General features: G+C 64.0%; 10 protein-coding genes. 2 read left to right on the forward strand and 8 right to left on the reverse strand.

Annotated elements, in window-relative coordinates:
* Positions 1-63 precede the first annotated feature (63 nt).
* Entirely contained in the window at positions 64-2055 is a 1992-nt protein-coding gene (locus tag LRK53_RS12910) for an alpha/beta fold hydrolase (RefSeq protein ID WP_051257499.1), read from the forward strand.
* A 187-nt stretch (positions 2056-2242) separates the two neighbouring features.
* Positions 2243-4990 (forward strand): M14 family zinc carboxypeptidase, encoded by a 2748-nt coding sequence (locus LRK53_RS12915; protein WP_235642255.1) that lies wholly within the window; start codon positions 2243-2245, stop codon positions 4988-4990.
* Positions 4991-5011: 21 nt separating this feature from the next.
* On the opposite strand, the gene LRK53_RS12920 is transcribed toward LRK53_RS12915, so the two are convergent.
* From LRK53_RS12920 to LRK53_RS12955, 8 genes are all read right to left on the reverse strand, one after another.
* Positions 5012-6706, reverse strand: coding sequence for a M28 family peptidase (locus LRK53_RS12920; protein ID WP_027491792.1), 1695 nt, complete (start codon positions 6704-6706; stop codon positions 5012-5014).
* A gap of 122 nt (positions 6707-6828) precedes the next feature.
* A complete protein-coding gene (locus LRK53_RS12925; RefSeq protein WP_235642257.1) occupies positions 6829-8562 on the reverse strand; it encodes a GGDEF domain-containing protein in 1734 nt (577 codons plus the stop codon).
* Positions 8563-8659: 97 nt separating this feature from the next.
* On the reverse strand, positions 8660-8968 hold the full coding sequence (locus LRK53_RS12930) for a hypothetical protein (protein ID WP_027491794.1): 309 nt from the start codon (positions 8966-8968) through the stop codon (positions 8660-8662).
* Between the two features lie 220 nt (positions 8969-9188).
* The gene (locus LRK53_RS12935; protein ID WP_235642258.1) at positions 9189-10997 is read right to left on the reverse strand and encodes a GGDEF domain-containing protein; all 1809 of its coding nucleotides are present in this window, start codon (positions 10995-10997) and stop codon (positions 9189-9191) included.
* Between the two features lie 12 nt (positions 10998-11009).
* The gene (locus LRK53_RS12940) at positions 11010-11300 is read right to left on the reverse strand and encodes a hypothetical protein (RefSeq protein WP_027491796.1); all 291 of its coding nucleotides are present in this window, start codon (positions 11298-11300) and stop codon (positions 11010-11012) included.
* A gap of 88 nt (positions 11301-11388) precedes the next feature.
* Positions 11389-11655 carry a hypothetical protein gene (locus LRK53_RS12945; RefSeq protein WP_027491797.1) on the reverse strand — a complete coding sequence of 89 codons (267 nt, stop codon included), beginning with the start codon at positions 11653-11655 and terminating at the stop codon, positions 11389-11391.
* 141 nt (positions 11656-11796) lie between these two features.
* Positions 11797-12618: an SAM-dependent methyltransferase gene (locus LRK53_RS12950; RefSeq protein ID WP_051257500.1), complete on the reverse strand. Its 822-nt coding sequence runs from the start codon at positions 12616-12618 to the stop codon at positions 11797-11799.
* Positions 12619-12683: 65 nt separating this feature from the next.
* The gene (locus LRK53_RS12955) at positions 12684-13454 is read right to left on the reverse strand and encodes a slipin family protein (RefSeq protein WP_037089073.1); all 771 of its coding nucleotides are present in this window, start codon (positions 13452-13454) and stop codon (positions 12684-12686) included.
* Between the last annotated feature and the right edge of the window lie 9 nt (positions 13455-13463).

Below are 13463 nucleotides of genomic sequence, written 5' to 3' on the forward strand. Positions count from 1 at the left end.
AATGCCGCCCTGAGGCAGCCGGCAGGTTGTACGGTCGTTCAATCACGACAGGGGAAATCAGCGATGAGGATGCAGCGCTGGATCGTTGCGGGTCTGCTCTTGCTGTCTACTGCCGTGCTGCAGGCACAGCCGGTCTCCTATGCCGAGCTGGCGCGACATGCCCAGTACAAGGACGTGAAAATCTCGCCGGACGGCAAGTACCTGGCCGCCACCGCAGTGGTGAACGGGCAGACCGTGCTGGCCCTGATCCGGGTGTCCGATCACCAGGGCAACCTGGTTCGCCCGCGGCAGGAGGACGACGTGATCGCTTTCTGGTGGGCGTCCGCTACCCGCGTGCTGTATTCCGTGGGCGAACGTGTCGGCGGTTACGATGCGCCGTTTGCCACCGGCGAACTATTCGCGGTCAACGCCGACGGCAATGGCGCGAACATGCTGTACGGCTACCGCCGCAGTGGCATGAGCACCGGCTCGCACATCCAGCGGGCGACGGCCGAATATGGCAGTGCCGAACTGATCGCCACCATCCCGGACGATCCCAAGCATGTGCTGGTATCCATCAGTTCGTGGTCGGGAGCCGGGCTCGAGGGCGCCATCCCCGTGGCCTACCGCATGGACGTGCGCAACGGCAACAAGACACAACTCATCGTTGCCCCCATGCGTGGCGCAAGCTTCGTCGCCGACCACCAGGGGCGGATCCGCTTCGCGGCTGGTTTTGACAATGACGGCAACGTCAGGGTCTACCAGCATCCGATCGATGGTGATGGCTGGCAGCTGCTGCCGGAAGCAAGCAGGAACCGCGCGATACCGATCGAATTCAACCGCGATGACAGCGGGGCGTATTTCACCTGTTCGGCCCCCGCCGCCTTCGGCGTTTGCCGCTGGGATCCGGCAAAGCAGTCGCTCAGCGTCGTGTGGAGCAATCCACACGTCGAAGCAACCCGGATACTGCAGGGCCTGGCCGACGACAGCATCCTCGGCGTGGGCTTCACGGACGGTCGTAGCGGCGCGGCGTTGTTCGACCCGCAGTCACTCGCTGCGCAGACCCTGCTGGCGCTGATGAAGCAGTTCCCTGGCGAGAACGTCCGCTTCGTCTCCGGCACGCGCGACGGCAGCCTGAGCGTGGTGCTGGTCGAGGCTGATGCCGATCCCGGCACGTTCCTGCTGTACGACGCCAAGGCCAACAGGCTCACGCCGCTGCTGGCCCGGGCCTCGTGGATCGACCCTGCCCGGATGGCCACCATGCAGCCGCTCGACTTCGCGGCACGCGACGGCATGCAGTTGCACGGCTACGTGAGCTATCCGCCCGGCAAGGAAAGCGCCAGGCACCTGCCGATGGTGGTGCTGGTGCATGGCGGCCCGTTCGGCATCCGCGACCATTGGGAATACCAGCCGGACGTGCAGGCGCTGGCCACCCGTGGCTACGTCGTGCTGCAGGTGAACTACCGCGGTTCCGGTGGCTACGGCTACGACTACGAACGCGCCGGCTGGAGGGAGTGGGGCGGCAAGATGCAGGACGACGTCACCGACGCCACCCGTTGGGCCATCGCGCAAGGCCTCGCCGACCCGCAGCGCATCTGCATCTACGGCGCCAGCTATGGCGGTTATGCGGCACTCGAAGGGGCGGTGAAGGAACCGGACCTGTACAAGTGCGCGATCGGCTACGTGGGCGTCTACGACCTGCCCCTGATGCACCGCCGCGGCGACATCCCGCAATCGAGCTACGGCGAGGCTTATCTCAAGCGTCAGCTGGGCGACGACATGAACGTGCTGGCTACCCATTCGCCGATCAACCAGCTCGACCGGCTCAAGGCGCGCGTAATGCTGGTGGCCGGCGGCGAGGACAAGCGCGTGCCGCCCGTCCAGGGCCTCAGCCTGCACCAGGCGCTGGCGAAACGGAACATCGCGCACGAGTGGCTGTACAAGCCCAACGAGATGCACGGCTTCTACAACGAAGCCAACCAGGCCGAACTGTATGCAAAGCTTGTGCAGTTCATCGGCTCCAGCATCGGCCCCGGCGTCACGGCGACAGGGAGCGGCAATACCGCCACCCACTGACCCTCTGCGGGGACAGGCGCGCTCCTGCCCGGTTCCGGCAGGAGCGCGTCGTCACAGCTCGCCCATGTGGCAACCGATCGCCGTGGCGGCACAGGATTGCCCTGCCCAACTGATGGGCTACGCGCAGCCACACCGTTCTGGCAGAGTGCGACGATCAGCCGCCACACGACTCCCGGGGAAACTCATCATGCACGCACCCGTCCGGCTCTTGCTCGCCGTCCTGCTGGCGTCAGGCACTTTCGGTGCGTTTGCGGCGACCGGATCCGACAGTTCAACGCCGTATGCTCGCGACCCGACCCAACCGGTCGACCAGGCCTATACCGACCAGATCCTGAAATTCACCACCGCCCCCTCATTCAACTCGCCGCTGACCGACTACCTGCCCGCCTCCACCAGCGTGCCCACGCCGGACAAGGTGCTGGGCCGCATCGCCGGCGCGCCGGATTACCTGCCGCATGTGGCCGACGTCCATCGCTACTTCCGCGAACTGGCCGCGGCCAGCCCGCGGGTGAAGGTGTTCTCGATCGGCAAGAGCGAGGAAGGCCGCGAGATGATCGCGGTGGCGATCGCCGACGAAAACCTGCTGGCCGATCTCGACGCGAACAAGGCGCGCCTGGCCAAGCTGGCCGACCCGCGCCGCATCGGCATGGACGACGCCGTCGCCGACCAGTTGGTCGCGCAGTCCACGCCGGTCTACTACATCACCGGCGCCATCCACTCCACCGAGACCGGTTCGCCCACCGCGCTGATGGAGCTGGCCTATCGCCTGGCGGTGGACGAGGCGCCGTACATCCAGCGCATCCGCTCGCACGTGATCACCCTGATCACCCCGGTGGTGGAGGTCGACGGCCGCGACCGCATGGTCGACCTGTACAACTGGCACCTGGCGCACCCAGGCCAGAACTACCCGCGGCTGCTGTACTGGGGCCACTACGTGGCGCACGACAACAACCGCGACGCGATGGGCATGTCGCTGAACCTCACCCGCAACGTGGCCGACACCTTCGTCGGCTGGCACGCGCAGGTGCTGCACGACCTGCACGAATCGGTGCCGTTCCTGTACGACAACACCGTGGGCGACGGCCCGTACAACGCCTGGATCGACCCGATCCTCGCCGGCGAGTGGCAGCAGCTGGGCTGGGACAATGTGCAGCAGATGACCAGGCTCGGCATGCCGGGCGTGTTCGCCCACGGCGGCTTCGACACCTGGAGCCCCGGCTACCTGATGTTCATCGCCGCCATGCACAACGGCATCAGCCGCCTGTACGAGACCTACGGCAACGCCGGCGCCGACACCGTGCAGCGCATCCTCGAACCGGAGGAATACCAGCGCACCTGGTACCGCCCGAACCCGCCGCTGCCGACCGTGCTGTGGTCACAGCGCAACAACAACAACTACCAGCAGACCGGCCTGCTCACCGCGTTGAACTACTTCGCCGGCAACGGCCAGCAGTTCCTGAAGAACTTCTACCTGAAGGCCAAGCGCTCGATCGAGAAGCCGCAGCAGGCCGGCCCGGCCGCCTACGTGTTCCCGGCCGGCGACAAGCGCAGCGGCTCGCGCGCCCAGCTGCTGCGCATCCTGCAGCTGCAGCACGCGGAGATCAGCCGCACCAGCGCACCGGTCACGGTGACCCTGCCGAAGCAGGACGACGACAGGAAGAAAGCAAAGACGCGGACCTTCCCTGCCGGCAGCTACGTGGTGCGCATGGACCAGCCGTACTCGCGCATCGCCGACACCTTGCTCGACCGCCAGTACTGGTCGCCAAAGGACCCACAGCAGCACCCCTACGACGACACCGGCTGGTCGATGGGTGACCTGTTCGACGTGCAGGTGGTGCGCGTCACCGACACCGCGATCCTGAAGGCGCCGATGCGCCTGCTCGACGTGCCGGTCACCGTACCGCAGGGCCTGGCCGCGCTCGACATGCCGTCGGCGAAGCTGCCGCGCATCGCGCTGATGCACACCTGGCTGAGCACCCAGACCGAAGGCTGGTGGCGCATGGCGCTGGACAAGCTCGGGGTGCCGTACGACTACATCAGCACCCAGGACGTGGCCAAGGCTGGCGACCTGCGCGCGAAATACGACGTGATCCTGTTCGCCCCGGTCGGCGATACCAGCACGCAGCGCATCGTCGACGGCCTGCCGATGTGGGGCGAACCGCTGCCGTGGAAAACCACCGCGCTGACGCCGAACCTCGGCCACATCGACGCGACCGACGACATCCGCCCCGGCCTCGGCGAGAGCGGCATCGCCCACCTCAAGCGCTTCGTGCAGGCCGGCGGCCTGCTGGTCACCGCCGAGGACACCGCAAAGTTCGCCATCGACGAGGGCCTGGCGCCGGGCGTCTTCGTCACGAAAACCGAGAAGCTGAAAGTGGTCGGCAGCGTGCTGCAGGCGAAGTTCGTCGACCGCGGCAGCCCGATTGCCGCCGGCTACGACAGCGACGAGCTGGCGCTGTACAGCGCGGCGGGCCAGTCGTTCAAGGTGTCCAACCTGGTCACCGGCGACCACGGGCTGCCGACCGCGAAGGAATTCCAGCGCCCGACCGGACGCGGCGGCCCGCACGACACGGACACCCCCGAAGGTCGCACCTCGACCGCCCCGGCCGCCCTGCCCGACGTCAAGCCGTGGCAACCGCTGCCGCTCAACGCCGAGCAGATGCGCAACAACCCGTGGGTGATTCCCGCCGAGCAGCGCCCGCGCGTGATCCTGCGCTACGCCGAGGCGAAGAACCTGCTGATCTCCGGCCTGCTCGACGGCGGCGACGAGATGGCCGAGCGTGCCGCCGTGGTCGACGCCCGCTACGGCAAGGGCCACGTGCTGCTGTTCGCCGGCAACCCGATCTGGCGCGGCGAAACCATCGGCAGCTACCCGCTGGTGCTCAACGCCATCGTCAACTTCAACCGGCTGGATACGCCACCGGCGAAACCCTGAGGTAGCAGCGCTCCATGTGGGTCACTTCGACGTCGATGGCGCCGCCGGCGATGCCGGCGGTTTCATCATGGCGTCGCGCTTGTCCTTGAACGGATTGCCGGCGTACCACTGCGGCCACACGCCGGCATGGCTGAGGTATTGCCCCAACTCGTACAGCGCCTGGGTGTCCTGGAGGATGCCTTCCAGGTTCCAGTGCGGATCGAACACGTCGTTCGTCGTGTGGTAGCGGTGTGCGGTGTAGTCCTCGGCCGCCTTCTGGCCGGCAGCGCGGCCGCCCTCGATCAGATCCAGGCCCGAACTGGCCAGCAGCGCCGGCACGCCGGCCCGCGCGAAGTTGAAATGGTCGGAGCGGAAGTAGAAGCCGTTTTCCGGCGTGGTCTCCGGCGAAATCACCCGGCCCTGCTTGCGCAGCACGCCGGCGAGCATGTCCTCCAGCTCGGACTGGCCCTTGCCGATCACCGTCATGTCATGCGCGGGGCCGATCATCGGCAACGCGTCGACGGCGATGTCGGCCACCGTGCGGTTCAACGGGAACACCGGCTTGGCCGCGTAGTACTGCGAACCGAGCAGGCCCGATTCCTCCAGCGTCGGCATGAAGAACAGCACGCTGCGCTCAGGCGGCTTTGCCTGGTGTGCGAACGCGCCGGCGATCTGCAGCAGCATGCTCAGGCCGGTGCCGTTGTCGACGGCGCCGGCATAGACCTGGTGACCCTTGCGGCTGTGGTCGGTGCCCAGATGGTCCCAGTGCGCGGTGTAGACCACCACCTCGTCGGGCTTGTAGCTGCCCTCGACCATCGCCAGCACATTCTTCGATTCGATGTGGCCGATCTTGTTGTGCAGGGTGATCGAGGCGGTCGCGTGCAACGGCACCGGCTCGAAGCCGGGCTTCGCCGCGGCCCGTTCGAGTTCGGCGAAATCGAGGCCCGCGGCGGCGAACAGCCGGGTGGCTGCGTCGCGCGTCAGCCAGCCGGCCACCGGCAGCCGCGGGGACGGATCGACGTTGGCCGGCAGGCTCAGCTGCGGACCGACCGCGCCGTTCTGCAGCACGCTCCACGGATAACCGGCCGCGGCGTCGCTGGTGTGCACGATGAAGCAGGCGGCGGCGCCCTGCAGCGCGGCCTGCGCGTATTTGTACGGCCAGCGGCCGTACCAGGTCATCGCGCGGCCGTTGAACAGCTTCAGATCGCGGCTGGCGAAGCCGGGATCGTTGACCAGCACGATCACCGTCTTGCCTTTCACGTCGACGTCCCGGTAGTCGTTCCAGTGCCAGGCGGGCGCATCCGCGCCGTAGCCGAGGAACACCACCGGCGAATCCTTCAGCGCAACCTCGGCTTTCGCCTGCAGGGTCTGCGCCACCATGTCGGTGCGGTACGCCAGCTTCAGCGGCTTGCCGCGCGCGGTGACGTCCAGGCTGACATCGGTATTCAGCAGCAAGGTGGAGTCGGCCGGCACGGTCTGGAACCACGAACCGTGGTTGCCCGGCTGCAGCCCCATCCGCTTGAACTCGGCCACCAGGAAATCGGTGGTGCGCTGCGCGCCGATGGTGCCGGGCTTGCGCCCGCCGAACGCATCGGAGCTGAGCGTCTGGTCGAAGCGGACGAAATCGGCGGCGTTGATCGATGGCGCCCGCGTCGTGTCGGCTTCGGCGGCGGCCGCCTGCAGCGGCAACACGGCCAGGCCCAGTGCGACCAGCAGGACGGAACTCCTCACACGCATCGAAACACTCCCGGCAATGGCATCGACGACCTTTGTAGCGCGCACCTGCACGGCTGTCCATGCGAGCTGCCGCAATCGCCGGCTGCAGCGGCACCTGCAAGCCAGGCCCTACCGCGCGGCCCTCAGCTGCCCATGCCGACCTCGTAAACCCTGATCCGATTGCGTCCCTCGTGCTTGGCCCGGTACATGGCGCGGTCGGCATCGATCATCAGCTGCCGCAGCTCGTAGCCGCTGCTGGCTGCGGCAGCGATGCCGAAGCTGGCCGAGATCGGAATGGCCGGCGCATCCCCGGCGCTGGAGGCGGCGGCGATGGCCGTACGCATCTGCTCGACCCTTGGCAGCACGCTGTCCAGCGTGCACTCGGGCAACAGCACGCCGAACTCCTCCCCGCCGAGACGACCGAACACGTCGGTAGAGCGCAGATGCGCCTGGCAGGCATCGACCGCACGCTTCAGCACCCGGTCGCCTACTGCATGCCCATGCGTGTCGTTGACCAGCTTGAAGTGGTCCAGGTCGATCAGCACCAGGCAGACGTCGCGCGCCGATTTGCGGCAGTAACGCAACTGCCGCTCGGCTTCGTTGACGAAGTGCTGCCGATTGAAGATGCCAGTGAGGCCGTCGCGCCGCGCCAGCCGCATGAAACGCAATTGCGAACGCTTGACCCGATAGGCCCACAGTGCGATGGACGCCAGTACCAGCAGCAGCAGCGCGATATACAGCCGGCTGGTTTCTGCCGCCTTGCGATCCAGCTCGTCCTGCAGGGTAAGAATCCTGTTCTTCTTGTCGAGCCCCTCGATCTGCAGTTTCTTTGCCAGTACCTGCTGTTTGACGGTCTGGTACGCCAGTGCCTTCGCGCTCACATCATCCAGATAACCCTTGTCGGCGACCATGTAGCCTTTGAGATAGGCCAAAGCTTCGCCCAAGTCGCCTTGCTTCTCCTCAACCTGGTACAAAACCCGATAGGCAGAGGCAGTCGATGCGGAATATACGCCTCCGATGCTTTTGTTTTTCTCGACAACACGAAGTGCATGTATTTTTGCCAGTCCGGCATCGCCACGTTTCCAGTAAGCCTGTGCCAGCAAATCGTCAAAATCGGAAACAAGCGGCGGGTAGCGCTTGCGCTGAACATCCGCATAATTTTCCTGCAGCAGGCTGATGGCTTCGGCGGATCGCCCCCGCTCAATTTCCAACTTTGCGACGACTGTCTTGAACATGCCGGCAATCAGGATATTGCCGGCCCGGTCACAGGCTTCCCTTCCGTTGCGGATTTTTTCCTCGACGATCTGCCATCGCCCCGCCCGAAGAAGTGCATCGAGCTTGTAGTACCAACCGATGCAGGCACTCTTGGGGCTCTCGGCTCCTTTGATCAATTGCTCCGCATAGTCGATCGCCAAGTCGTATTGGCCCGCTTCGAGGTACAACTGCGAAGCAACGCCAAGGGCTTGTATGCGGACTCGTCCTTCAGTTACTCGTGGAAGCTCTTCCAGAAGGAGGCTCAACCGTGCAAATGCCTCCTCGTATCGGGATTGCGTCACCAGGAGGTCTACCGTTGTCGCAGCGGCGCGAAACGACAGGGTTGGATCTTCCGACTGATCCGCGATCGCCTTCATCAAGGGAAGTGCCGTCTTGAAGTCCCCGCGAAAGACAATCTGTCGCGCATCGAGATAGCGTCGGTGCAATTGCTGCTGTGGGGAAAGCCTCAACTTGCTGTCATCGAGTCGTTGCATCAATGCGTTGAACTCATCGATGTTATTCGACTCGGCGCCATCAGCCAGTTTGAGAAGTTGTGCAGGGTCCTGGGGCAAAGAGGCGTGCTGCGGCTCGGCCGCAATAACCGCGCCGGCACGCGCAAGCAACCATATTGCCCATACGGCGAGGAGCAGACAGCGCCTTGCTCCCTGTCGAAACATTTGTCTGATCACCCACGCCTAACGGCAACCCGAGTTATACGGGTCATTTTCTGGGCCTCCTTGATGGTTTTTCCTTCACCCTGCCCTTGCCGTCCTCGTCTTTATCGTCCTTGTCATCCTTATCGTCTTTATCATCCTCGTCCTCATCTTCCTTGCCTGGATTGATATAACAGCAGAAAGCCCCTTTCCCCAGTTTGGTCGCAAGGCTTTGGCCATCCCCGGCAAGGATCGCCACGCGCAACTCCGGATCAACCTCGGGACCGGACAGCACAAGCCCCACATCATCCCGAGATGCATGGCGCAGCCGCGCGTCCTGTCCCACCCGTTCCAGAAAATCGATCACATCGAACATCGGTCATCCCCCTGTCAGGATGATTGCCGGCTATCTGGTGATGGCCGCATGAAATTCCTCTGCCGGCCTTCCCCCCGTTTCCCGCGCATTGCGCGCTGCAAGCTGCAAACCTGGCTGCCTGACGGGCCCAAAATACACCATTCCTTCGACGCCGTGCCATCGCATTGAGGTGCCTATCCTTGCCCCAGGCGGCAGGCGGAACGGCAGCCATCCGGCTCAGCTACTGCACGCCTTCGGTCGTCACGGCAACCGCGCCCAGTTGCGGTTTCGACCGGCCGTCGCTGACGCTGACCCGATTGCGGCCCTCGCGTTTGGCCCGATACAAGGCGTCGTCGGCGTGGATCAGCAGTTGGCGCAGGTCATGCCCGGAATGCTTGGTGGTCGCCACGCCAAAACTGGCCGAAACGCAGATTTCCTCGGCAGCATCGCCGCAGACCTCCACGATCGCCAAGCGGATCCGTTCGGTCCGGGCAAGCACCTGCTCGAGCGTGCACTCCGGCAACACGATGCCGAACTCCTCCCCGCCCAGGCGGCCGAAGATGTCGGTGGAACGCAGATGCGCCTGGCAGGCGGCCACGGCACGCTTCAGCACGCGATCACCCACCGCATGTCCGTAAGTGTCGTTGACGGCCTTGAAGTGGTCCAGGTCGATCAGCACCAGGCAGGCTTCCCGCCCCGACTTCCGGCAGTACTGCAACTGCTGCTCGGCCTCGTTGATGAAATGCTGCCGGTTGAAGATATCCGTGAGCCCGTCGCGCCGCGCCTGGCGCATGAAACGCAGTTGCGAGCGCTTGATGCGGTAGGCCCAGAAGCCGATAAAAGCCAGCACCGTAAGCAACAGCAATATGTATAGACGACTCGTTTCGGAAGCTTTTTTGTCGAGGTTTCGCTGGAGCTGCAGGATTTGGTTCTGCTTGCTCAATGTGTCTAACTGCAGTTTTTTGGCGAGAAGTTGTTGCTGGACGATCTGAAAAGCGAGTGCCCTGGCCCCCACTTCATCCAGCCAACCATTGTTTGACGCCATATAGCGCTCGTGATGGTCAAGAGCGGCCCGCAGGTCTCCCTGACTTTTCGCAATAAGATAGAGAACGCGCTCGGCAGTACTCAAGGATTCCGAATATTTGTTCCCACCACTTCGAGCAACCACTTGGAGTGCCGATTGCTTCGATAAGGCAATCTGGCCGGTACGCAAGTATGCCTCGGCCAATAGCGCATCAACCTGCGAGAGCAACCACGAGTAGCCACTTCTCTCCACTGCATCGTAACTGCTCTTCAGTAGTGTAATTGCCTCTTCTGAATGCCCCCGCCCCAATGCAACTCTCGCCAGGTACAGGCGAACGCCATTGGCATAAAGTTCGTCGCCCACCTTCTCGCACAGATCTATGCCTTTTTGAAACTTCTCGTTAATTCCGTCCAGCTTGCCTGCCTTGTAGAGCGCCACCAGTCTTGCGTAGCCCGTTTTGCATATCCAATCGTTCGGCTGCTGGGTTTCATTGGCAAGCTGGTCAGCATAATTCCAGGCAAGGTCGTACTGCCCAGACTCCTCGTAGAGGAGCGTAGCGACGGTGAGCGCTAGGGCACGAGCATCCGGGTCAGAAATCGTATGCAGCCGCGATAGCAGCAAATTCAAGCGTCGGAACGCATCCTCGTAACGGGAACGCTCCGCAAGAGAGTTCACCACGAGGGAGTCTGCCTTAAAGCGTAAAACCGAATCCCGCGAATGATTCAACACGGTATCAGCCAACCGATCCGATGTTGCGTAATCGCCGACGTAAGCTGCCTGCCATGCTTGAAGGTAATGCAGATATTCCTGTTGCGCGGGCGGCAACTTCGCAGCCTGTTTGTCGAGATGCTGCAAGAGCTCCAGGAATCTGTCGTAGTTCTGTGTTCTGCTGCTATCGGCCTCCTTCAGCAGGGAGGCGCTCTGGTCAATAGTCGGGAGCACAGCCGCATGGGCAGTACTCCCGGATAATCCGAGCAATATCCACCCCGCGATCACCATCCGGCGATTCACTACGGATGCGGGCATTGACTTAGCCGGTCAACTCCACGCACTCGACGCGGAGCGGCTTGTTTCGTCCTCGCGCTCTGGAGTTTCGTCGCCGCCTTCATCCTCCTGCTCTTCCTGCTCCTCGCCGGGCGCAAGCATCGCGCAATGTGTCGCAATGCCGAGCAATGCCTTCAATGTCGATGAATCCTCTGAGAGGATCGCATCCTGCAAAGTCAAATCCAGCCCCGTGCTCGCCATCACATGCTCAAGCTCATTGACCGATGCTCGGCTCAACTGTGCGTCCCGCCCCATCCGTTCAAGAAACTCGACAACGTCCGACATATGCATTCCCCCCGACTGTTGTTGGCTTGGTCAACGTCTTGGGGAACGCTGCCTCGCTGGCGCTATGCGCCAGCGAGGCCATTCCCATTCAAGCACGCTGTTCGTGGCAGTACTCGTCTTCATCGTTGATACCGGGAACAAGCCAACACCGTACCTGCGCAGGAACTAGCAAGCAGCATACATTCTGTGCCCCCACCAGCGCAGTCAGTCGTTCCTGGTCCTTGGCCAGCACAGCCTCCTTGATATCCTGATCGAACTGGCTATGGGCCAGCATGCGCTGCATGTCCCCTGCGGAAGCATAGCGCAAGCTGGCGTTCTGACCGACGTTCTCAAGAAAATCGACGATATTCGACATGGCGTATCTCCCGGATAGTCAATGGATTGGAATGACGCGGCTGGCCTGATTCGCAGGGGTGGAATGGTTTGCCCCGCAGTGAGGCTTCAAACCGCGCCGATTCATCCTAGGGACGACGCCAACGGCAACTTGCCTACTTGCTCACAAAACGCCAGCATCCTGCTTGATTTCCGCCTTGTCCAGCGCGTCCAGCCGTGCGCGCATCGCCAGGTCAGGCTGCAGCGGGCCGGTCGGCGGCAGCACCACGGTGTCTTCCATGCCTACCTCGGCTTGCGGCAGGTCGCCCAGCCGGATCCGGCGAATCCGCGGCTGCTGGATCGGCAAGGTGGCGCCGCGGTAGATGATGATCTCGTGGTCCTGCGGGTAGTCGCGCGCCAGCACCTCGACCAGCAGTTCGCGGTAGGCCGGCCCGGTAGAGAAGCGCGCCAACGACTGGTCACCAACCAGACCCACCTGCCACAGCACCAGGTAGGCGGTCGGGTCGATCCGGCGCCGGTAGAACAGCAGCTGGCTGGCCTCGAAGTGCTGGCAGCCGTAGCGGCCGGGGTCGATGCCGAGGTCGGCGTACAGGCAGTCCTCGGCCGAGATGCCCGGTTCCATGTGCGCCGCGTAGCCCTCGCTGCGGGCCACCTCGATCGACTTGTGCGGTGCCCAGGCGAACACGCCGGGATGGCCGTAGAACACCCCGCACACCCGCTTGCCCGCGCGCACCTCGGTGAGGATCGCCTCGACCATCTCGCGGTAGGTCTGCATGCGCGACTTCCCTTCGCGGTAGTACGGCTGCAGGCTGCGCACGTCCGGGTGCATCTTGTGCAGCCACATCTCGACGATGCCGTCGGAGAGCCCGGCGAACACCACGTCCGCCTGTTCGATATGGCTGCGCGCCAGCGGGCCGAGGTGCGAACCCAGGGTCATGCCCAGGCCAACGCAGACCAGGCTTCCGGGTGAACTTGCTGCATCCATGGTGGCGCACCGTCTTGGCAGTGGGATGGCGGCATTATTCGCACGCCCGCGACGGCGGCGCCAGTTCAGCGCTCCACGGGCGGCTTCGCCGGCAGCGCCTCCAGCAACGGCTTGATCAGGTCCAGCGGCAGCGGGAACACCACGGTGGAGGACTTGCCGCTGTTGGACATGTCGGCCAGCGTCTGCAGGTAGCGCAGCTGCAGCGCCTGCGGCTGCTGCGACAGCAGCGCGGCGGCGTCGCGCAGCTTCTCGGCGGCCTGCAGCTCGCCGTCGGCGTGGATCACCTTGGCGCGGCGTTCGCGCTCGGCCTCGGCCTGGCGGGCGATCGCGCGCACCATGGTCTCGTTGAGGTCGACGTCCTTGAGCTCCACGTTGGCGACCTTGATGCCCCACGGGTCGGTGGCCTCGTCCAGGATTGCCTGCAGGGTGTGGTTGATCGAATCTCGCTGCGACAGGATCTCGTCCAGCTCGTGCTGGCCGAGCACCGAGCGCAGCCGGGTCTGCGCCAGCTGGCTGGTCGCCTGCAGGAAGTTCTCCACCTGCAATACGGATTTGTCGGGCTCGACCACGCGGAAGTAGACCACCGCGTTCACCCGCACCGAGACGTTGTCGCGCGAGATCACGTCCTGCGGCGGTACGTCCATCACGGTCACGCGCAGATCGACCCGGATCATCCGCTGCACGAACGGCACCAGCAGCACCAGTCCGGGGCCCTTGGTGCCGGTGTAGCGGCCCAGGGTCAGCACGACGCCACGCTGGTACTCCGGCAGGATCTTCACCGCGGAGAACAGCAGCAGCATGCCGAGGATTACCAGAACGCCGACGAATCCGAACATGATCATCTC

Origin of the sequence: Rhodanobacter thiooxydans, assembly GCF_021545845.1 — a bacterium.
In the GTDB taxonomy this organism is placed as follows: Bacteria; Pseudomonadota; Gammaproteobacteria; order Xanthomonadales; family Rhodanobacteraceae; genus Rhodanobacter.